General features: G+C 68.1%; 18 protein-coding genes and 4 pseudogenes. 13 read left to right on the forward strand and 9 right to left on the reverse strand.

Going from position 1 to position 20,839, the window contains the following annotated elements:
• The first annotated feature begins 4 nt into the window (after nt 1-4).
• Together AB5J50_RS48885 and AB5J50_RS48890 are read left to right on the forward strand one after the other, a co-directional pair.
• On the forward strand, nt 5-424 hold the full coding sequence (locus AB5J50_RS48885) for a MarR family winged helix-turn-helix transcriptional regulator (RefSeq protein WP_369264965.1): 420 nt from the start codon (nt 5-7) through the stop codon (nt 422-424).
• Nucleotides 425-808: 384 nt separating this feature from the next.
• The gene (locus AB5J50_RS48890; RefSeq protein WP_369264966.1) at nt 809-1,309 is read left to right on the forward strand and encodes a hypothetical protein; all 501 of its coding nucleotides are present in this window, start codon (nt 809-811) and stop codon (nt 1,307-1,309) included.
• Between the two features lie 21 nt (nt 1,310-1,330).
• On the opposite strand, the pseudogene AB5J50_RS48895 reads toward AB5J50_RS48890, so the two are convergent.
• The 5 genes and pseudogenes from AB5J50_RS48895 to AB5J50_RS48915 form a co-directional block, all read right to left on the reverse strand.
• A pseudogene (locus AB5J50_RS48895) lies at nt 1,331-1,420 on the reverse strand (AAA family ATPase); the annotation flags it as partial.
• 21 nt (nt 1,421-1,441) lie between these two features.
• The gene (locus AB5J50_RS48900; protein ID WP_369264967.1) at nt 1,442-1,900 is read right to left on the reverse strand and encodes an NUDIX domain-containing protein; all 459 of its coding nucleotides are present in this window, start codon (nt 1,898-1,900) and stop codon (nt 1,442-1,444) included.
• Between the two features lie 432 nt (nt 1,901-2,332).
• The gene (locus AB5J50_RS48905) at nt 2,333-3,445 is read right to left on the reverse strand and encodes an ABC transporter substrate-binding protein (protein ID WP_369264968.1); all 1,113 of its coding nucleotides are present in this window, start codon (nt 3,443-3,445) and stop codon (nt 2,333-2,335) included.
• Nucleotides 3,446-4,186: 741 nt separating this feature from the next.
• On the reverse strand, nt 4,187-4,969 hold the full coding sequence (locus tag AB5J50_RS48910) for an MFS transporter (protein ID WP_369264969.1): 783 nt from the start codon (nt 4,967-4,969) through the stop codon (nt 4,187-4,189).
• 25 nt (nt 4,970-4,994) lie between these two features.
• Nucleotides 4,995-5,303, reverse strand: coding sequence for a hypothetical protein (locus AB5J50_RS48915; protein WP_369264970.1), 309 nt, complete (start codon nt 5,301-5,303; stop codon nt 4,995-4,997).
• A gap of 546 nt (nt 5,304-5,849) precedes the next feature.
• Here AB5J50_RS48915 and AB5J50_RS48920 point away from each other — a divergent pair.
• Nucleotides 5,850-6,230, forward strand: coding sequence for a VOC family protein (locus AB5J50_RS48920; RefSeq protein WP_327434514.1), 381 nt, complete (start codon nt 5,850-5,852; stop codon nt 6,228-6,230).
• 253 nt (nt 6,231-6,483) lie between these two features.
• Here AB5J50_RS48920 and AB5J50_RS48925 read toward each other — a convergent pair whose 3' ends face one another.
• Nucleotides 6,484-6,732 (reverse strand): helix-turn-helix transcriptional regulator, encoded by a 249-nt coding sequence (locus AB5J50_RS48925; RefSeq protein ID WP_369264971.1) that lies wholly within the window; start codon nt 6,730-6,732, stop codon nt 6,484-6,486.
• Between the two features lie 99 nt (nt 6,733-6,831).
• Between AB5J50_RS48925 and AB5J50_RS48930 the strand changes: the two genes are divergently transcribed.
• Both AB5J50_RS48930 and AB5J50_RS48935 read left to right on the forward strand, forming a co-directional pair.
• The gene (locus tag AB5J50_RS48930) at nt 6,832-7,131 is read left to right on the forward strand and encodes a hypothetical protein (RefSeq protein ID WP_369264972.1); all 300 of its coding nucleotides are present in this window, start codon (nt 6,832-6,834) and stop codon (nt 7,129-7,131) included.
• Between the two features lie 384 nt (nt 7,132-7,515).
• Nucleotides 7,516-7,884, forward strand: a complete 369-nt coding sequence (locus AB5J50_RS48935) for a RidA family protein (RefSeq protein ID WP_369264973.1) — start codon at nt 7,516-7,518, stop codon at nt 7,882-7,884.
• A 140-nt stretch (nt 7,885-8,024) separates the two neighbouring features.
• Here the strand turns inward: AB5J50_RS48935 and AB5J50_RS48940 are convergent, their stop codons facing one another.
• Nucleotides 8,025-9,260, reverse strand: coding sequence for a GNAT family N-acetyltransferase (locus AB5J50_RS48940; protein WP_369264974.1), 1,236 nt, complete (start codon nt 9,258-9,260; stop codon nt 8,025-8,027).
• A 198-nt stretch (nt 9,261-9,458) separates the two neighbouring features.
• Here AB5J50_RS48940 and AB5J50_RS48945 point away from each other — a divergent pair.
• The 5 genes and pseudogenes from AB5J50_RS48945 to AB5J50_RS48965 form a co-directional block, all read left to right on the forward strand.
• Nucleotides 9,459-9,842, forward strand: a pseudogene (locus AB5J50_RS48945) (DNA polymerase III subunit alpha); the annotation flags it as partial.
• A 206-nt stretch (nt 9,843-10,048) separates the two neighbouring features.
• Entirely contained in the window at nt 10,049-11,158 is a 1,110-nt protein-coding gene (locus AB5J50_RS48950; protein ID WP_369265728.1) for a hypothetical protein, read from the forward strand.
• A 114-nt stretch (nt 11,159-11,272) separates the two neighbouring features.
• Complete coding sequence (locus AB5J50_RS48955) at nt 11,273-12,184, forward strand: DMT family transporter (RefSeq protein ID WP_369264975.1); 912 nt, start codon at nt 11,273-11,275, stop codon at nt 12,182-12,184.
• Between the two features lie 69 nt (nt 12,185-12,253).
• Nucleotides 12,254-12,489 (forward strand): annotated as a pseudogene (locus AB5J50_RS48960) (transposase); the annotation flags it as partial.
• Nucleotides 12,490-13,196: 707 nt separating this feature from the next.
• A pseudogene (locus AB5J50_RS48965) lies at nt 13,197-13,893 on the forward strand (transposase); the annotation flags it as partial.
• A gap of 90 nt (nt 13,894-13,983) precedes the next feature.
• Here the strand turns inward: AB5J50_RS48965 and AB5J50_RS48970 are convergent.
• The gene (locus AB5J50_RS48970; protein ID WP_369264976.1) at nt 13,984-15,645 is read right to left on the reverse strand and encodes a protein kinase; all 1,662 of its coding nucleotides are present in this window, start codon (nt 15,643-15,645) and stop codon (nt 13,984-13,986) included.
• Between the two features lie 416 nt (nt 15,646-16,061).
• Nucleotides 16,062-17,084 carry a LacI family DNA-binding transcriptional regulator gene (locus AB5J50_RS48975; RefSeq protein WP_369264977.1) on the reverse strand — a complete coding sequence of 341 codons (1,023 nt, stop codon included), beginning with the start codon at nt 17,082-17,084 and terminating at the stop codon, nt 16,062-16,064.
• A gap of 409 nt (nt 17,085-17,493) precedes the next feature.
• On the opposite strand from AB5J50_RS48975, the gene AB5J50_RS48980 reads away from it, so the two are divergent.
• From AB5J50_RS48980 to AB5J50_RS48990, 3 genes are all read left to right on the forward strand, one after another.
• Nucleotides 17,494-18,762, forward strand: a complete 1,269-nt coding sequence (locus AB5J50_RS48980; RefSeq protein WP_369264978.1) for an ABC transporter substrate-binding protein — start codon at nt 17,494-17,496, stop codon at nt 18,760-18,762.
• 90 nt (nt 18,763-18,852) lie between these two features.
• Nucleotides 18,853-19,725, forward strand: a complete 873-nt coding sequence (locus AB5J50_RS48985) for a sugar ABC transporter permease (protein ID WP_327434522.1) — start codon at nt 18,853-18,855, stop codon at nt 19,723-19,725.
• 29 nt (nt 19,726-19,754) lie between these two features.
• Nucleotides 19,755-20,678 carry a carbohydrate ABC transporter permease gene (locus AB5J50_RS48990; protein WP_369264979.1) on the forward strand — a complete coding sequence of 308 codons (924 nt, stop codon included), beginning with the start codon at nt 19,755-19,757 and terminating at the stop codon, nt 20,676-20,678.
• Nucleotides 20,679-20,839 lie beyond the last annotated feature (161 nt).

Consider the following 20,839-nt stretch of genomic DNA (forward strand, 5'->3'; position numbering starts at 1 on the left):
ATCCATGCCCGATGAACTGCAAGCCCTTGGAAGAGCCGTCAAGTACGCCCAGTACCAGCAGCACCGCGCCCTCGACAGTCGGCTCGCAACCGCCGGCACGACGCTGGCCCAGTGGGATGCCCTCCGTGCGATCAGCCGCTCACCCGGGGCGTCGGCCCGCGCACTGGCTGCGGCGACGTTCCAGAGCGAGCAAGCATTCGGAACGCTCGCCGGCCGCTGTGCGGCCCAGGGCCTCATCGAGCGCAGGCCGGGCAACGGACGACGCATCGAGCACTATCTGACCCCCGCCGGTGAACGGGTCCTCAAAGCAGGGCATCAGATCGCCGACGAGGTCCTCGCCGCGTGCTACTCCGCGCTCTCCCCAGCTGACCGCGCGACCCTGCTCGACCTGCTTCAACGCATTGGCGAAGGTGGGGGCGCGTAGACCGGGTGGCTGGACGCCGAGGGTAACCGGTACTCCGATCAGCCCTCACGTTCGTTATTGAATGGGACATCAGAGTTGGCTGATTCTGCGGAGATTCAAGTGGCCGCTGGCAGCCGAGCCAGCCCCAAAAGTGATCCGCAACCACGATTTCACGTGTCGCCGACAGATACCTGCGTACGCAGACCAACTCGCTGGCGGGACCATCCCCGCGCACGCGGGGATGGTCCCTGGGCGGCCACGTCGACGGCGGCCGCCAGGGTCTGCTGTCCGCGTACTCCGGGAGGGGATGGGCCAGCACGGTACGAGTGAACGTGCCCGGCTTGGCGACGGGTTGAATGGCCGGCCGAAGGCTCGGGCTTCTTGTGGCTCCTGCCCGAGGACCGGATGATCGGGTTCATGGTCATGGCTAGTGGCCCCTTGGATGCTGTCCCGCTGTCCGCGCTTTTCCCGCAGCTCTCGGCCAGTGAGGTAGAGGTCCTGCGGCGTGCGGCTCGCGCGATTGATGAGGCACGCGTAGGAGAGCCTGAGCCGGCATGGCTGTGGGCATCACATCACGCCGCGTTCCCCGGCCCGGGGCCAGGCGCCGCGGTGATCTTGCTCGCGGACATCGTCGGGCCTGCTGGACCCGGCGATCAACTTGAGTTCCTGCTCGATGTCTCGTGGACGGACCAGGGAGAGCTGTCGGTCAGCGCGGCGGTGAACGTGGCCTGTTGGTGTGACGTCGACCACGCGACTCATGACGCCGATGCTCTGTATGTGGTCATCGGCGGTGAGACATCGCTGAGTCAGGCGTTTCAGGCAGGCGCCGACCGGCTGGTGGACTGGCTTGCAGACCCGCGCGATCCGGACTACTGGCGGAACCGGGCCGGGCTTCCCGCCCGTTGAGAACTCGGCCGCGTTTCTCGTTCAGGCGACCTTGGAGTCGCATTCGATGGCCTTGAGGCGGTTCTTGAGCAGGTAGCTGGGGCCGTTGACCGCGACGACACTGCAGTGGTGGCGGATGAGCCCGGCTACTGATCACTGACTGTCGACGGTCACGGTGGTCCAGCGCGGATCGATGTGGCCCAGCCATGTGTCTTGATCGTCGGCCAATGGTTGCTTCAGGGGAAGGGGGAGGAACCGGCAGGCGAAGGTGAGGTCGGCGTCGTCTCCTTCGCCGTTGACGTGGTGGTCCCACGCATCGGGGGTGTCTGCTGGAGCATGGAGGAAGTAGAAGCTGGTTCGTCGTGGCTGACCTGTGTCGGGATGGGGCTTGTCCTCCGCAGCGATCTGCCGGACCACCGTGGCTGTCAGCAGACCGGTCTCCTCTGCGACCTCTCGAAGGACCGCTTCCTCCAGTTCTTCGCCTGATTTGACTCCTCCCGCAGGGACTTGGGTGCCGGCCTCCGGCATACCGATGTGGTCGAACACCAGAACTTCGGGGACGGCGTGATGCCGGATAACGTATGCGGCGACACGGATTCTGGGTCGGGTCATCCCGGCATTGTCAGTCACCGGCGCCTTTCATGGTCGCCAGGGACGTATCGGCTCCAGGTTCCGCCTGCTTAGGTGACCGCCCGGGCTGGCGACCGGGGAAGAGCCACCGGGCGCTTCGTTTGCTGGCGTAGGGCAGGCGCTGGCGGGAGTGGACGTAGGCCCGCATCAGTTCGGCGATGGGCTCCGGGAGGGGAGACAGTGGATCTCCCAGGCAGACGGAGATAGTGGTGCCGTCGTCGGTGATGTCGTCGATGGTGAGGCGAACGATGCGGTTGGCAGGCTGGGCATAGACGAGAACGAGTGCGGCAACGATGCGGCTCCGCAGAGGCAGAGAGTCGTCGTTGAGGACCCGTCGGACTAACCGTAGACAGGCAGACAGGTAGCTAGCCTTAAGTTCTGACAGATCTGGACAGTTTAGATCTCCGTGCTCTCTCAGCTGGCGTGAAGGATCCGAAAGCGATCAGGTTCCGCCGGATCTCGATCAACGACTTGGACTGGCGGCCAAGCCCATTGCCAAACGCTGATGCCTGGCGTACGGGAGAACTGGATCTGCCCGCGGGTGCCTTCGACCGCAACGCGCGGCCAGGATTCGGCAGTACGCGCCCGGTCCGCGCCGTGAGAACGCAGCACATCGGCGAGGACGGCGACCGTGTCGTAGCCCTCGAAGGCGACGAAGGAGGGGGCTTCGGCCAGCCGTTCGCGGAGGGCCGTCTCGACTTGTGCACCGAGTGGGGTGAGGCGCTCGGGCAGGTAGCGCAAGAACGGGATCCCGGCGCTGCCGTCGCCCAGCAACGTCGCCCACTCGGCGAACTCCGGTTGCCCGGCCGGAGCACCAATCATGATCTCGGCGAGGCGCGGGTCGCGGCGGACAGACTTGACGATCGACACTGCCGGCTCCGGGTGGCCGACCAGAAGAAGGAGAGCTGTCGCGCGGTGGTCGACGAGTTCGTCGCACACGGCCGTGGGGGTGAGCGCGCTCATGTCGAGTTCGGTGACGGTGCCGCCGCGTGGAGCGAGGTAGTCCCGCAGAATGCGGGCCCCAGATGCCCAGTAGACACTCGGCTGGGTTGCTACGGCGATTCGACTGTGGCCCGCGCCGAGGAGGAAGTCTGCGTAGATCTGCCAGCCGTGGGACTGTGCCGGGGCGAGGCGCGCGACCCATTCCGTTGGCTGTTCGGTGAGCGCGTCGAGAACCGCTGACGAGCAGAGGAACGGCAGGCCGAGGGCGTCGGCCCTGGCGGCAGCGGCGCGAGCGACGACGCTGTGATACTCCCCTGCCAAGGCAGCCACGCCCAGGCGAGCCAATTCATCTACGGCCGCCGCGGCCTTCTGCGGATCAGCCGCGGTGTCTCGGACCACCAGCTCGAGTGGCCTCCCGACGATCCCGCCGGCGTCATTGACTTCGCGAACGGCCAGCTCGAGTCCGGCGAGCAAGTGTCGGCCGGCCTCGACCCAGCCAGGCCGAGTCAGCGGAACGAGAGCGCCGATCTGGACGGATGATCCGTCAGTCCGCTCCGCTCCAGGTGGCGATGGTGGCGTATTCATGCGTGGGCGTCTCCCGCGTGACGATTCGGTTGCCGTTTGCCCGGATCGCAGAGTGGCAAGGCCCGGCGGTACGCGTACATCTCATCTCGCCGTGGCGGGCGCACCTGGGTGATCATGCCGGACATTGCATCCACCGCCATGCCAACAGGCAACCGATTACTTGTTCGCTGAGCTGCCAGGCTTCAAGAACAGAACAGAACCTCCCCGAGTGGCGGACCTTGCTGCCGGAGATCGACCTGGACGTGGAGTCCGCCTACCGCCTGGAGGTCTACAACAAGCTCCGGTACCGATCGACACGCCGATGCCGACGTGGGCGGCTTGGACGCCGGTACCGGCCAGCTCGTTGTGCAGGTTGAACGCCCAGTTGCGTAGAGCGGGGTGCCGGCGGCGGTCTCGCGCATCGCCGGCAGCACCGCCTTCGTGGCGGCCATGGCCCCGTACGGATCTCGAACTCCACATGGGACGGTTCGGTCTCGGCTGGAGCGGTCAGAGTGGTGACGCCGAAGGTCCCCACCGGGGAGTACTCCAGGACGTCGATCCAGCCGGACTGCGTGGCGACATCCTTGAGGGCCTGGGTGAGCGCGTCACGGTTCAGCACGTCCGCGGGGATTGCGGCGGCGGTGATGCGCTCCGTGGTCAGCTTGCCGACGACGAGATCGTCGAGCTTGGCGCGGTTCCGGGAGATCAGGGCGACATCGAAGCCGGGGGAGCCGAAGGTGCGAGCGATGGGGCAATGCGCCCCTAGCGGATGGCCCGCACCGGGGCAGTGAGGGCGCCAAGCAGGGCGCCCAGAGTCAGCGCTCCCGCCGCGCACGCGAGGCTGGTGCGCGGGCTGGTCGCGTCGGCCAGCCAGGCGCCCGTCAGGGAGGCAAGCAGGAAGACGGCGCCGGTGAGTGTGCCGATGATGCCGGTGGCCCGACCCTGCACCGACTCGGGGACCCTGGTCTGCCGCAGGGTGGTGAAGCCGATGCCGAGGGGCGCCGTCGCGAGCGCGACGATCACGACACCGGCCAGCGCGGTGCCGAGGCCGCTGGACGTGGCGAGCAGCAGCCCGCCGGCCATGGCCACACCGGCCGACCAGGACACCGCTGAGGCCGGGGCGAGTCTCTTGGCGAGGCCGATCAGCAGGCCCGCGATGAGGATTTGGGCGATGCCGTTGGCGAGGCTGAAGAGGGCGATGTCGGACGAGGGGCGGCGTAGTGCGGTGTGGAGAAAGGCGACGAGCACGGTGTTGTTGATGCCTGCCTGCAGAGCCACACACAGGTAGCAGCCGAGGGAGAGGGCGGGCTCGTGGTGGTTGAACAGGGCGCGCAGTCCGGCCCGGATGCCGTCCGGGGAGCCATCGGCTGCGCGCAGCGCCGACTTCTGTCCCGTACGCGGAAGGGAGAGCTGCCCCTGCAGCAGTGCCGACAAGAGGAAGCTGGCCGCGTCCACGGTGACAGCGACGGCCGGACCGTGCCGCTCGAAGAGTGCGGCGCCGATGAACGGTCCGACGACGTACGAGACTTGGGTGGTCGTGGTCATGATGCTGTTGGCGCGTACGAGCTGTTCACGGGGCACGAGTTGGGGCAGCAGCCCGCCGCGCGGACGGCGCAGCTGCTGACGATGATCTTCTTGCGGTCGTAGCGGTCGGCGAGCACCCCCTGGCGGGAGCGGCCAGCAGGGCCGGGAGGTGTTCGCTCAGGACGCCGACGGACACGGCCCGCGCGGAACCGCCGGAGGCGGAGTACAGCCAGAGGATGACGGTGATGCCGCGCAGGGCGTCGCCCACGAGCGACACCGCGTCGGCGGCCCAGAAGAGGCGGAACGCCGGGGGCAGTTCGGTGCGGGTGCATGAGGGGGTTGGGGTGGTGGTCATGTGTCCGACGTATCGGAAGAGTCGCTGGGGATGGCGGATGCACTCGGAGCGTCGGATGCATCCGCGGTGAGCGGCGGGAGATGCGGGAGAAGCGGGAGCGCTTTGGCGCCCTGGGAGTGGATTGCTTGATCTCGGCGGGGGCGGCCGGGGGCGTGGCAGTGGCCTCCGCCCAGCGGTCGTTCTTCAACTGCCACATCAGCACGTGCCACAGGTGCGGCATCACCGATTCGGGGGTGGGGCCGAGACCTCGCAATCCAGCACCAGCAGCTCCAGACCCCGTGACCGCCCGGGGGCACGCTCTTCCGGGTCGCCTGACGGAGCCTCCTTTGACCAACACGCTTAGGTCGTGTCGCAAAGTCGGCTTCCCGACTGCTTGGCCAATGGCCTTGCCCGGCTGCCCGGCTGCCCGGACAGAGGCAGCCCTGAAATCACTTCGCCCATGCTCGCCTCGTCCGGTACGGTCGCGGGATTGTTTTCGCTGCTGGGCGCCATGAGGTTCGCTTGTGGCCTCCCCTGCAGTCCCCAGGCTGAGAGTAGGTTTCGTCAATGGCATGTCGTATCAGTGAGCTCGTGCTCGGTTGCCGCGACCCTGAGGCGCTGGCGCGGTTCTGGTGCGAGGTCCTGGACTTCGTCGTGCTCGGTCGCGAGGACGACGGCTCGATGGAGATCGGGCCGCGCGAAGGGTTCGGCGGTCTGCAGCCGACGCTCTTCCTCAGTCGCAGGGATGAGCCGGAGAAGGGGAAATCCCGGCTGCACATCGACGTCAACGCCACCGACCGCGATCAGGACGCCGAGCTCGAACGCCTTCTCAAGCTCGGTGCTCGCCCGGCCGACATCGGCCAGACAGGGGAGGAGCAGTGGCACGTCCTGGCCGACCCCGAAGGCAATGAGTTCTGTCTGCTCAAGGCCCGCCTCGCCCCACTCTGATGCTCATCGGTCACGCCTCGGCACCAGGGACTGGGGTCTGCCGCGAAGTCCGGTGTGACGGGCGTGTCGTGATCGTGAAGTAGGTGAGGTCTCCGGGAGAGGGTTCATCGGCCAAGAAGGACCTGAACGCCGGAGACCTCGTGGCCATCCTGACGGTGACGGTGACGGTGACGGTGACGGTGACGAGGCGGCGCGACCTGACCGTTGAGCAGTGGGCGCGGCTGGAACCGCTGTCACGAACTCAGCCCCCGTGTCAGAACAAGCAGGCGATGAGCTCCTCCTGGCTGGTCACGCCGGTCCTGCGGTAGACCGCCTTGAAGTGGTCGTTCACCGTGTGCGGTGACAAGCTGAGCCGACGGGCGATCTGTTTGGCGGCCTGCCCCTGCAGAGCCTCCTCGATGACCGTCCGTTCCCTGGCGGAGATGCCGTACCACTGGGCGAGCGCGGGCAACAGCTCAGTGGCCGGGGCGGGCTGGAGGGTGACCACGACAGCGCCCGCCATCGCGCCGTCGAGCAGTTGCGCCTGCAGCGAGAACCATCCCAGCGGAGTGGGGGCCCGCGTGATCGCAGGCAGGCCCGTGCGCCGAACGGTGTAGGTGATGTGCCAGATGAAGCTGAACAGCTCCTGGTCACGGGCGGGGTAAACGCCGGGCGGGATCCCGCGCAGCGCGTCGCGTCCCGCCGAAGTCGCCCCCGCGATCTCGTCGTTCTCACCGACGACAACGACGGCAGATGGGAACCGCGCCTGCCGGGGCGCAGCGGCTTGTCCGTCACGTACCGCGTCACGGCCGAGGCGAGCGGCTGCGCCAGTTCGGCGGCACGCACGATCTCCGCCGGAGAGAACGGCCTGGATCCCCGCTCACGCAGCAGCACCAACGCGCCCCAGGTGACGCCGCGGTGAGTCAGGGCGATACACAGCTCGCTGCCGTAGATGTCGGCGGCCATGATGCGGTGCAGTCGGCGCGTTTCGGGGCACGGGTCCTGCGAGCCCGCTCCGAGCACGATGGCCGGGCAGGGGCCGTGGATGAGATCGGCGACGGGCCTGCAGGTCCTCCCGAGGGCGTTTGCCTGATCCATCCGGCGCTGTCGCCGCTGCTGTAGCTGGTGGCTGGTGCCGAGCCGGTGTTTCTCCAGCGGGAAGCGATACACCGGGCGGCCGTCGAAGCCGGGGTCCGGGGCGGCACGGGGAACCTCGGGCCGGTGCATCACCGACAGGTTGGCCGACCGCCCGCGGCGGCATGGAAACCGGTCGCCCCATGCAGCCGAACCGCCTATCGTGCCTGCCGTGCAGATCACCACACTGGATCCGCAGCCGCGGTCCTATGGCCAAGGCGCGTTGGTCACCGATGTCGCGAGGCTGGTGTTCATCAGCGGCCAGGTCCCGGAGGACAACGACGGACGCGTCCCGGATGACTTCGACGACCAGTGTCGGCTGGCCTGGCATAACGTACTGTCCGTGCTGGCAGCAGCAGACATGAGCGTGCGCAATCTGGCGAAGGTCACCGTCTTCCTTTCCGACCGACGCTACCGGGAGGCCAACGCCCGGATCCGCCATGAAATCCTCGGCGACCACAGTCCCGCTCTGACCGTCATCATCACGGGCATCTACGACGAAGCCTGGCTGCTGGAGATCGAAGCAGTCGCGGCGGCCTGAGCGTTGGCTTCCCGGCCTCTTCAGCGCCCGATTGGACAGGGGACACGTCCCGTCGGGCCCGTGGAGGCGCAGTGGCAGAGCCGGTGAAGGTCCGCAGACTCACCCCTGACGAGACTTGTGCAAGGTCGGCGGGTGCGCGGTCAGAACCAGTGCAGGCAGTGCGGGGAGCGTTCGGCGCGGAAGAGGGCGTCGGCGAGGGTGGCCGCGCCCGGGCGGTGGGCCCGGATGTGTCCGGCACGCACGAGCGTGCTCGGGGCGGTGCCGCCGAGGTAGACCGAGCCCAGGTCGCGGACGTCCAGGGACAGGTCGGGCTCCCGGTCCGTCGGTACGCAGTCGGCCTTGCCGTCCTGGACGGTCAGCAGGTAGCGGTCGTGCTCGCCGAGGAACGGGTCGTCGACGTCGAGGACGAGTTCACCGTCCATGAACCAGCCGCGCGCGGTCAGCGCGCGCGGGACGTCGAGGAGCCGCACCCAGAGCCAGTCGGTGTCGTTGCTCATCTGGCCGGCGCGAAAGTCCGCAAGCTGCCAGCGCAGCGGGTGCTCGGGCGGGAAGTGCTTGAACACGACCTGAGTGACCAGGTCGTGTCCGAGTACGAACCGGGCCAGGGCCGTGGAGACGGCGTCGTCGGTGGCGATGGTCTCGTCGACCGTCAGGGTGTCGGACTCGCCGATCGAGTAGCTGGCGTACCCGTCCGGGACGCCGTCGGCGTCCCGGTGGACGGCGACGTAGCGCGGCGCCGGAGAGATCGGGGGCTGCCCCGCACCCAAGGCCCACCAGCGGTGCGGCCGGGACAGCGCGCCGGGCTGCGCGCGGCGGTACCGGTCGTAGACCTCTTCCAGGATCTCGCCGCACTCGGCGCGCCGCAGCAGTTCGACCGAGCCGGTGTCCGAGCCGGTCGCTGGGGCGTCGGCCGTTCCGCGCGCCCGGGGGAGGGCGAGGGTGGCCTGGTGGCGCGGCACCGTCAGCCGCGCCGTGTAGGTCGCCGGTCCGTAGCCGAACCTGCCGTAGATCGTGGCTTCAGAGGCCAGCAGTACGGAGAGGAACTCCCCTCGGGCCCGCAGATCGGTGAGCTGATGCCGCATCATCGCGCTGAGTACGCCCTGGCGTCGGTGCGACGGCAGGACGCCGACGGCGGTCACCCCGGGGGCCGGAGCCAGGATCTCGCCGGGCAGGGTGAGCTCGAAGGAGTACGCAGCGGCGGTGCCGACGGGCTGCCCGTCCGCCGTCATGGCGAGCAGGCTGCGGTCCATTTCGTACGCCGCCCAAAAGACCCCGCCGCCGCCCTCGGTCGGGGTTTCCGGGAAGCGCCCGAACGCGGCATGGACAGTGTCGACGAAGACGTCGCGATCCTGCTCGGTCGTGGGACGGATCTCCATTGCTGCCGCTGCCTCCTTGCTATACCGGCACCACGACTCGTGGTGTCCCGCCACAGTGCAGCGTTGACGCGTGGCCAGGTCAATCGAATTACGGCCGGGCCCACGGCCGGTCACCGCACAGCCCGGTCCAGCCCGGCCCCGGGGGTGAGTTGCGGTGGTCGGGCTCGGTGGAGGTGACCCCCGCCACCGCCCGGGCTCACCCCCTGCGGCTACCCCGTGGTCCAGGTGTCGAGGAAGGGGGTCGAGGATCTGGGACCGATCAAGCTCGACGTGCTCGGCGTACGGATGCCGTCCGCGATGGCCCACGCCGTCACGAAGATCGAACGCGCCACCGGTCGGCACATCGACCTCGACGACCCCCAACAGGTCGCGCTGGATGACCACTTCGCTTTCAAGGTCTTCCAGGGCGCACGGATCCTGGGTTTGTTCCCACTTGAGTCACCGGGCCAGCAAGACCTCCTGTCCCGTCTGCAGCCGCGCAATGTCGGCGACGTCAGCGGCGACATCAGCCTCTTCAGGCCCGGCCCGGTCGCCAGTGGCATGCCCGAGCAGTACATCGCCGCCCGCCACGGCGCCACCCCACCTACCCGCACTGCTTGAAGTGACCTAGCTGGTCAGGGCGCTGGAGTCGATTTTCGGCTCCGCCGCTTACGGTGTCTGTGGCGCCTGATGGTTGCATTGGACGCAACAGGATGCCCAGCGATAGAGCCTTGTCGTGGTGAGTGACGTGATGGCATGCTCAGGGACATGATCAAGAGAATCGAGTCCTCCGTCCGCCGGTGACCGAGATGCCCGGGACTGAGCTTTCCGGAACCAGGACCCCGCTGTTCGAGCACGCCCTCCGGCTTCATGAGCTGACTCCCGACGTCCCACTGCCACGTGACGGCGAGCCGTACCCCGACGAGGAGCGCCGCCGCCGTAGTCCGCAACCAGGCTGTCCACGTGATCGTGAGCAGGTCGGGGCCGAGGTCGCGGCGGTCCTTGATGAGCACTTCACCGACCCACGGTCCGTGCCCAGTCAACTGGCCGGCCGTTTCCAAGACGTCCACGTGCCCATTCATCCCAACGCACGCATCACAGAAGCTGCCTTGCGAGCAGGAGCACGGGCCAGGGAGGCCGGGCGCTGGCTCGTCAGGTACGGAACCGACACGGACGACGTCGTCGTAGGTCTGGCCCTGCTCTCCGCGGTGGGCGCTGTCCACGATATTCCGTACGTCCAGACCATTGGGCTCCTCTCCTGCACCTTCGGCCCACTCGCGGCGAACGCAATCGAGCGGCTGCCAGATGGAGCGGGGCCACTCCTATGGCTGGCGGATCGAGTGGCCGGCTGGGGGCGCGTATATGTGGTCGAGGCGCTCTGCCGGCTGGGCGACGGTGATCCGGACGTTCAGCACTGGCTGCTGCGGAGAGCCGTTGACGGGGACTTCCTCAACGGATATTTCGCCGGCAAAGTAGCCGAGGCGGCGGGCCTCCATGAGGCCCTCACCGGATCGGCTGTGGATGCCGAGACCGTGGACCACGCAGGCAGACTCGTCCATGTGCTCACCTACTGCCAGGGCATGGGCATGACGCTCGCGCGCTATCCGCACGCCGAGGAAGTACTGGCTGCACACCTGCGTCACCTTGAGCAACTGGGGCCTTCCCCCAGCCGGTACTACATCGCTGCCCTGCTCGCGAGGAATCTCGGCGAGAGTGGAGACGAGGGCTCAGTCGCCCCCATCCGTCGGTGGCAGACCTATCGGGATGGCTACCTGGCACTCCTTGATCAGGAAGACTGGTGCGAGACGGCAAGAAGTGCCCTGGTGGCCGACGACCGTGAGATTGTCTGGCTTGCCGCGACGGCATCCGACTTGGGGCTGCGGGCCTTTGGTGACCCTGCACCATCCAGCGAGGATTAGCGCGCGTCGGGAGTAACCGCCCTCCGCCAGTTACCTGAACCAGGGCGTGTCCGACAAAGGCCTGGTCTTGGAAAATCACGTGACGCGCGGCACCCGATCGTCGATAGTCCACGCGTGGCCACCACGAACGTCGACAGGACCAAACGCGACCCGTCCCCCCGCTTCTCCCTGACCGCGCTGGCCGGACGTGCCTTCGGCGCGATCCCGCCAACGGCACTGGTACTGGTCGGTATCGTCAGCGTTCAGGTGGGCTCGGCATTGGCCAAGCATCTGTTCAGCGCGGTGGGCAGCTTCGGGACAGTCGCGTTGCGACTGTCCTTCGCGGCGGCGGTGCTGATGCTGTTGTGGCGGCCGTCATTGCGCATGAATCGTCGCACGTGGACAGTCGTGCTCAGCTACGGCGTGATTCTCGGCTTGATGAATCTGTGCTTCTACCTGGCGCTGGCCCGGCTCCCGTTGGGGATCGCGGTAACCGTCGAGTTCCTCGGGCCGCTGGCGGTGGCCCTGGCCGGGTCGAGACGATGGCCGGACGCTTTCTGGGCGGTGCTCGCGGCAGGCGGTGTGGTCTTGCTGATGGAGGGACGCGGCGACCTCAACCTTGTCGGTCTTCTGTTCGCCCTCGCCGCAGGAACGTGTTGGGGCCTGTACATCCTGGTCGGCGCGGCGCTGGGCCGCCACACCACGGAAGGCAATGGTCTGGCTCTCGGAATGGCCGTCGCGGCACTGGTGGCTGTGCCATTCGGCGTGGCCGACAGCGGAACAGCGCTGATTAAGCCCTGGGTTCTGATTGCGGGGCTCGGCGTGGCACTGATGTCGTCGGTGATCCCGTACTCGCTGGACCTGGAAGCACTACGCAAGATCCCACCGCGCGTGTTCGGCATCCTGATGAGCCTCGAACCAGCGATGGCGGCCCTCATCGGTCTCATCGTGCTCCAGGAGTCGCTGCACTGGTCGCAGTGGATCGCGGTGCTGTGCGTGGTGGCCGCATCGGCGGGCGCTACACGCGGCGCCCGCCCAGACGTCTGAGAAGCCCCCTCATTTGGCTGTCTCGGTGGGCTGTTGGCTGTGGTGCGGATCGTTGAGCGGCTGATGTCCGGTGACCGTGAAGTGCTGGCCGCCATCGTGTTCGTGGCGGCGTCCGGCTGTACCTGGCAGCAGCTGCCTGCCGCATCGTTCGGGTCGTCCGGCGCGACCCCTCACCGCCGCTGTGCCGAATGGACGAAGGCCAGGGTGTGGGCGAAGCCCCACCGCCTCGTCCTCGACGAACTGGGCTCCCGCGGCGACCTGGACCGGTCTCGATGTTCCATGGGGGCGGCGCACTACGGGCGCTTGCACGCCGCACGTCCAGCGTGGCGCCGCCCCATCAGGGACCAAGGGGTCCGAAGGTTGTCGTGCCGCGGGGCTCTGAGCTTGTGCTTCATCTTCTGTCCGCGTCGTAAGGCGGAGCAGGTAGGTTCCAGATGGCGTCAAACCGACTGATGATCTTACGGAGTTCGCGGGCGCTTCGAGGCGATATGGCCTGCATCACGGTGTCGAGGAGAGCGCGGGCTTCGAGGGGGTTGCCGCAGCAGTACCAGTGTACGTTGCCCCACTCGTAGTCGTGCCACAGATCGCGCTCGGGCTGGTGGACGTAGTCCTTCCACAGGCGCACTGCCGCACTGACGTCGCCTGGCTGCAGATAGTTGCGAGTGCGCTCAAGGCGGATGATCTCGGACAGTGCACACGAGGACAGGCCGTCGATGACTGGTCTTGCACGTGGTGTCCGGTGCAGGCGGGGGAGGCCGGCCCGGACGTGTCCTGGCCGTCTACGCGGCATGGACCTTTCGGTTCGTCGTCATGCCGTAGATGGTGCCACGATCTCGAACGGCGTCTCGAACGGGTTTTGCTCGCGTGGGATTCGCCGGACATGCGGGCTACCTCCGTCTGATCATGTGCTCCGACCAGGGTGCACGTGACCGAGACGAAGGCCGTGATGGCGAGTCTGCTGTCTGATGATGTCCGCCTGGAAGCGTTCGCGGAAGCGTCCCGCTTCCGCCTGTTGAGGGCCGTGGTGGAGCGGCTCGTCGCGGTCGGCCAGTGGCAGCCCGGCGACCCGGACATCGCGATCGTCAGGGACGCCGGCTACGAGGTCACCCGCCTGGCCTGGGTGTTGCGGGATCTGCCCGTCGAACTGGTCGGCCGGATCCGCGGCGACGGGGTGATGCGCCTGCCGAAGCCGCCCCGCCTCTACGACCCGAAGGGCGGGCGCCCGCCCAAGCACGGGCCGCAGTGTCGCTTCGGCAAGCCCGAGACGCGGCCCGAATCCTTCATGACAATGGCCACCGACACCGCCAACTACGGCAAGGCCGAAGCCCAGACGTGGGACCGGGCCCACCCGAGGCTGACCCACCGCCCGGCCTGGCTGGAGCACGACGGTGAACTCCCCGTCGTCGAGGGCACTGGGGTCCGGCTGAAGGTCGAGGACCTCTCCAAGGAGCGGGAGGTGCCACCGGTCTGGCTGTGGTCCTCGAAGACCGGAGCCATCGCGGCGGATGTGGACCGCTGGTGGCAGGGGGCTCGCCCGGCCGCTGGCCGCCGACCTCCGCCGGTCCTGGGAGAAACCGGCCGAACCCGCAGGGCTCACCCCGGCCCGGGTCCGCCGGGGGTTCATGGACATCCGCGCTCACCTGCTCTGCCCGGCCCGTGTTCCCCAACTCCGCGGCGCCGGTCCCGGATGGCCACCCGGCGCCAAGAACCCCGTCAACGGCCCGACACGCTCATGGAGCGCTCCCGGCCCGGAGGTTGAAGAACAGCTGAGGATCCGTCCGGGTGAGCGGCTCGCGCCGTCAGCGCGCCGACGGCTCGGACGCGGTGAAGCGCTCGAAACCCGCGTGGAAGGCCGTGCCCTGCGGGTCGGTCGCGCTGTAGTGGAAGGCGGCCACACCGCAGCCCCGCTCGTCGAAGGCGGTGCCGGTGTACGAGGCGACCCGGGTGCCGTTGAGGGCGAGCTCCACCTTGATTCGGCCCTCGCCGGCCGAGGAACAGGTCATCGACATGTCGACCTGCTGCTGACTCTCCACCTTCAGGCCCACGTCCGCGAGGTCGACCTCGACGACGCGGTCGTGCTGGAAAGTTCCCTTGAACCGGAACTCGCGTACGATCAGGGCCTCCTGACCGGTGGTCAGGTAGGTCGCCCAGCGGGAACCCTTTTGGTAGTCCCCCGAGCCGTTGCACCACAGCCCGACCCCGCCCTCGCCCCCGTACCAGGCCGTCTGGGTGCTCAGCCGTACCGCGAACGAGGACGGCTCGAAGGGCGCTTGTGGCCACACCTCCAGCTCGGTCCTGGGATCCACCAGCATGGTCCCGCCCTCGTGGGTGATCTTCCCCAGGGCCGGGTCCTTGTACGACCAGTCGCCCGAGTCGGTCAAATCATCGGTGTACGAGCGGGGTTGGGAGCCGGCGGATCTCCCGGACGACGCGGACGAAGACGCGGAGGACGAGCCGTGGGCCTGCGGGCCGCCCTCCGTCGGTGATCCCCCCGAGGTGGTGCTGAGCACGATGGCAAGCAGCACTGCCGCCGCGGCGCTACCCGCCGCCAACCCCCACAGCCGCAGCTGCTTGGCGCTCGTGCCGGGGCCGGCGCCGCCGCTCCCGCGTCCGGGCGGTGGCGATTGCGGTTGCGGTGGCGTACCCGACTCTGTCTGCCCGCCCTCCGTCGCCTCCGCCGCCCCCGCGAGCCGAGTCACGAGCTGGGCAGCCGTGGGGCGTTCCGCCGGGTCCTTGCGCAGACAGTCGGCGATGATCGAACGGACCGGCTCCGGCACCGCCGCGAGATCCGCGTCGCGCTCGCACACGGCGACGAGCACTTCGTAGTCGCTCTCCCCGTCGAAGGGATGCCGCCCCGTGGCGGCGAAGTACAGCGTGCCACCGAGCGAGAACACATCGGAGGCGCTGGTGACCCGGAGCGACTTGACCTGCTCGGGCGACATGTACGCGGGCGAGCCGAGCACACTGCCCGGTGTAGTGAGCGCCGACTCGAGTAACCGGTCGTCGCGGGCGATTCCGAAGTCGATGATCCGCGGTCCGTCCGGGGAGAGCAGGATGTTGGACGGTTTGATGTCCCGGTGCACGACACTCACCCGGTGCACCTGCGCCAACGCGTGCGCGACGGCAAGCGCCAGGGACTGGAGCCGCCCGGAGGGCAGCGGGCCGTTGGCGGCCACATGCTGGTGGATCGTGGGCCCCGGGACGAACTCACTGACGATGTACGGGTTTCGCCCGGACAGATCGGCGTCGAGGACCCGCGCCGTGGCCAGCTCACCGACTCGGCTCGCCGCGCCGAACTCCCGGCGTACGCGGGCGAGCGCGACCTCGTCGTACTCCTTGCCCGGCAGCAGGAATTTCACCACGACCTGCCGCCCCGTCCGGTCCCGGGCGAGCCACACCACACCTTGCCCGCCCCGGCCGAGCTCGCGCTCGCAGACGTATCCGCCCACCGACAACTGCATTCGCGGATCCATGCCCCCGCCCCCAGCCCCGCCCCCGGTTCATGGCTGCCTTCCAGCGTATCGGCTCTCCGGGCCGCGACAGGCCTGTTGGCCGGGTCTCCCGCAAGCAGGAGTCTCGAGTCGATCCGGTGGGGTCAGCGGCTCACCAAGGCCACAGCCTGATCACCGGACCCGGTGAACGACCCCGGTCGGGGCCGAGTGCGGAACTGCGTGTCAGGGCGGGCGTGAACGCCGTTGCCTCCGGTGGCGATGGGGTTGTCCGCCGGATCGCGACTGCGGTAGTAGTCCCGCCCTTGTCTGCGGGGATCGGGTTCTGGGGCGCGGAGATCAGGTGCCGGACCGATGTAGTGCACCGCCGGTCTTCGCGTAGCGCCGGCCCGTGGTCTGCCGTGAGGGCTGCTGTGGCATCGCGTAGGTCACGCCGCTCCGCCGCCGGGTGGCGCGGCGGTCGAGTTGCGCACCACGAGTTCGGTGCCGACCTCCATGTGCTCCATGAGTAGCTGCTGTCCTTCGATGACGGACAGCAGCGCGCGGGCCGCCTTCTGGCCCATGTCGTGCAGCGGCTGGCGCACAGTGGTCAGGCCGGGAAAACTCTGCGCCGCCTGCGGAAGGTCGTCGAAGCCGACGACCGAGAAGTCGGTGGGTACGTTGAGGCCGCACGCCCGAGCGGCGTCGACGGCGCCGAGTGCCATCAGATCGGCTCCGGCGACGATGGCCGTAGGGCGGTGTTCGGTGATCAGCCGGGTGGCGGTGCGGAAACCGCTGGCGTAGGAGAAGTCGCACGTGGCGACCAGTTGCTCGTCGACTTTCAGTCCGGCGAGCCGCATCGCGTCCTCGAAGCCCTGAAAGCGGATCGAGGTGCTTTCGAGGTCCTCCTCGCCGCGGAGGTAGGCGATCCGGGTGTGTCCCAGGTCGATCAGGTGCTGCGTGCCCTGGCGCATCCCGTGGTAGTTGTCCACGCTCAGCCGGGGCAGCGGTACGTCCAGGCGTCGGGGATCGATGATGACACAGGGGAGTTTCTGGCGGCGCAGCAGCTCGATCGTCTCGTCCTCCAGGACGGGTGCGATCAGGAGTACGCCGTCGACGAGGCCGCGTGCCAGGAACTCGATCCGGTCCTTCTCCCGCACCGCGTCGTGGTACGAGGCGTTGACGAGCAGCTCCTGTTCGGCGCTGGCCAGTTCGTCGGCGACTCCGCGAAGGATCTCCAGGCCGTACTGACTGGTCAGGTCCAGGGCGATGAGGCCGATGAGGCCGCTGCGGCCGGCTTTGAGGTTGCGGGCCGAGACGTTCGGCCGGTAGCCGAGTTTCCCGGCCACTTCCATGACACGGCGTCGGGTCTCCTCGGAGGCTCCCGGCTTGCCGTTGATGACATTGGACACGGTCATCGCGGAGACGCCGGCCTCCTCGGCCACCTGTGCGATGGTCACGCGCCGTGCCACCCGAACTCCTTCTGCCTGTCGGCCTCGGTCCAGCTTAAGGCCGCTCGTCGAATCACCGGGCGAGGGGCCGTTCCACTCGCTTGCATACCTAGGGAAACTTTAACGATAACGCGAGGGGGAGTCAATGATGCCCTCCGCCGGGAGCCAGGCTCTGGCCCTACCAGCAGGGGAGGCGTGCGGGCTGGGGCGCGGCAAGCTCAACGGGTGAGTCGGCCACGGAAAGTTACGTATAGATGTCGCCTAAGTTTTGCGTTACAGTCCCGGCCATCGGCACGTAACGTTCGCCGCAACTCGGGTCGACCGGCCCTTTTCCACACGTATCAGTGCTGTGCCCACACGGTGCAGGCTGATCGATCCAAAACCCCTTGAGACATGACAAGTCGGTCCGTACCGACGAGTGAGGTGTGCAATGAAGCGTTCTGGGAGACGTCTCGCGGTCGCCACCACGGTCATCGCCATGGCGATGTCGCTGGCCGCGTGTGGCGGCGGGTCGTCCGGTGCCTCCAGCGACGGCACGGTGACCCTCCATGTGCAGGCGTGGAAGGGCGGCGGTGCGGAGCCCGCCAACGTCGCGGAGATCAACAAGGCGTTCGAGAAGGCTCACCCGAAGATCAAGGTCGACTTCGAGTACACCACCGCGGACCCCACCTATACGCAGAAGCTTCAGCCGGAGCTGCTGGGCGGCAAGGCCGGCGACGTCATCATGGTCGACGCGGACAAGATGAAGAAGTGGGGCGCCTCCGGCTACCTCGCCGACCTGTCCGGGGAGTCGTGGGCGAGCAAAATAGCCTCGGAGGCGAAGCCCTTCGCGCAGTCCGGCGGCAAGACCCTCGCGATGCCGATGGAACTGATCGGCATCGGCCTGTACGCCAACATGGATCTGCTGAAGAAGGCGGGCATCACCGAAGTACCCGCCGACTGGCCGACGTTCCTCGCCGACCTCGCCAAGGTCAAGAAGGCCGGCATCACCCCCATCGCGCTCCCCGACAAGAGCGCCTGGACCGGCAGCTCGGTGTTCCAGGCCGCCGGATCGACCCTCGTCTACCAGAAGAACAAGACGTGGGACGCCGGCTTCCTGGACGGCAAGACGTCCTTCGACCCGGACTGGAAGGGGTCGCTGGAGCAGTTGAAGACCCTGGAGGACAAGGGTTACGTCAACTGGAAGAACCAACTCGGCATCGACGAGTGGGCGCAGGGCCCGCAGGACTTCAGCGCGGGCAAGAGCGCCTTCTGGTACCAGGGCGCGTGGCAGGTCTCCAACGTCAAGAAGGCCGGCTTCCCGGTCTCCTTCGCGCCCTGGCCGGGCGGTGCCGCGAGAACCAAGCCCAACGGGATGCTCTTCTCCGGCACCATGTGGGCCGTCAACTCCCAGTCCCAGCAGGGTGACGCGGCGCGCGAGTACCTCAAGTTCTGGTCGCAGAGCGAGAACCTCGCCAAGTACCTCGAAGCCGAGCACGCGGAGTCACCGTTCTCGGACGGCACGACGCCGGAGAGCACCGAGACGACGGCCTTCACCACGGCGTTCAAGGACGGCCGTTACCGGATCCTCCCGTCCAACTCCTGGTACGGCACGGCCGCCGAGACCACGACCGGCTCCAAGATCCAGGCCTATCTGCTGGGCAACGCGTCCGCCGCGCAGACCCTCAAGGACATCCAGACCGCGGCGAACGCCAAGTAACCCGGCCACCCCCGGTCAGCCGTGGTGCGGGCGCGGTCGACGGCTCACGCCCCGCCCCACCACGGCCCTTCCGGGCAAGAGGAGGATCCCGTGTTCCACCGACGGCGCGCCACCATGGCCGCCTTCCTGCTTCCGGCGATCGTCGTGTACGGCGTGTTCATGCTGTATCCGCTGGCCAGAGGCGTCTATCTGAGCATGACCGACAGCCTCGGCGGCCCGATCGCGAACTTCGTCGGCACCCAGCAGTACCGTGCCATGGCCGACGACCCGGCCGTCACCGACGCCCTGTGGCACACCGTGCTCTACGCGGCGGTCGTCGTGGTCGTACAGAACGGCCTCGGGCTGCTCTTCGCGGGCATGCTGTTCCGCCGCCCCGGGGTCCGCAAGGTGCTCAGCGTCGTGCTGCTGACGCCGACGCTGATCTCACCGGTGATGGCGGCCTTCATCTGGTCGTACCTGTTCGCCCCGACCGGCGGCATCAACGCGCTGCTCGACCTGGTCGGCCTGCACAGCCTCAACCATGTCTGGCTGGGCGACACTTCGACCGCCCTGTACTCGGTGGCCGCCGTCAACATCTGGATGTTCACCGGCTACTCCTGCGCGATCTTCCTCGCCAGCTACATGAGCATGCCGACCGAACTGCTGGAGGCGGCCGCGCTGGACGGCGCGAGCGGCTGGCGGCGCTTCGTCAGCATCGAATGGCCGCTGCTGGCCCCGGCGCTCACGGTCAATGTGACGCTCAGCCTCATCGGTTCGCTGAAGGTCTTCGAGTTCCCCCTCGTCCTGACCAACGGAGGCCCCGCCGGAGCCACGGACACGCTGACCCTGCTGGTCTACCGGAACGTCTTCGGCGGCGGGAAGTTCGCCTACGGCGTCGCGCTGTCGGTCGTCCTTCTCGTGACCGTGGTCGTCCTGTCCAGCGCCACCTCCTCCCTGCTCCGGCTCCGCGAGCGACGCATCTGAAATCCGACGGAAGCTGACGGATCGCCACCATGACTTCAGACACCACCGCGCCGGACGTCCCGTCCGTCTCCGGGACCCGGCCCGCCACCCGCCTCCCCGGCAGTCGTACGACATCCGGGACGTCCCGCACCCCGCTGCGCCGGCTGACCACCGGCCTGGGCACCGTCCTGCTGTGCCTGGGCACGCTGCTGTTCGTCCTGCCGTTCCTGTTCACGGTCGTCACCTCGCTGCGCACCGCGGCGGACGTGGCCCGCTCCCCGCTGGGCGTCCCGCACTCGCTGACCCTGAAGAACTTCTCCGACGCCTTCAGCCAGATCCACTACGGGTCCAGCACACTCAACACGCTGCTCATCACCGGCCTTTCGTGCGTGGCCGTCACGGTGATCGGCTCCCTCGCCGCCTATCCGCTGGCCCGGATCACCCAGCACTGGTCCACCGCGGTGTACCGGCTGTTCATCCTGGGCACGTCCGTCCCCGTGTTCGTCGTGGTCGCGCCGCTGTACCTGCTGATGCGCGACCTGAACCTGCTGGACAGCTATGCGGGAGTCGTCCTCATCTACACGGCCCTGAACCTCCCGGTCGCCGTGTTCTTCTACACCAGCTTCATCCGCTCGATCCCGGCGGATCTGGAGGAGGCTGCGGCACTCGACGGCTGCGGCGCCTTCCGTACGTTCTTCACCATCATCCTGCCGCTGCTGCGACCGGTCACCAGCACGCTCCTGACGTTCATCTCCCTGCAGATCTGGAACGACCTGCTGGTTCCCCTGGTCTTCCTGCAGGACCCGGGCAAGCGGACCGTCATGGTGAACGCGTACTCCTTCATCGACCCGCACACGGTGCAGCCGACCACGCTGTTCCCGGCCGCCCTGCTCGGTGTCGTACCGCTGCTGATCATCTTCGTCTTCTTCCAGCGCCAGGTGGTCGCCGGCATGTCCGCCGGGGCGGTCAAGTGAGGAACCCGGGCACGGCCAAGTCCCTCGCCCCCCGGCCGGGACGCAACCGGGCCATGGCGGTCCTCGGGCCGGCCACCGCCCCGGACCGGCGCCCGTCCGGAGCCCTGCCCCGAGGCGCGGCCCAGAGCCGGTGCCGCAGGCCGGGACGCTCTTGCGCTGCA

It is taken from the genome of Streptomyces sp. R35 (assembly GCF_041053035.1).
Classification (GTDB): domain Bacteria; phylum Actinomycetota; class Actinomycetes; order Streptomycetales; family Streptomycetaceae; genus Streptomyces; species Streptomyces lutosisoli.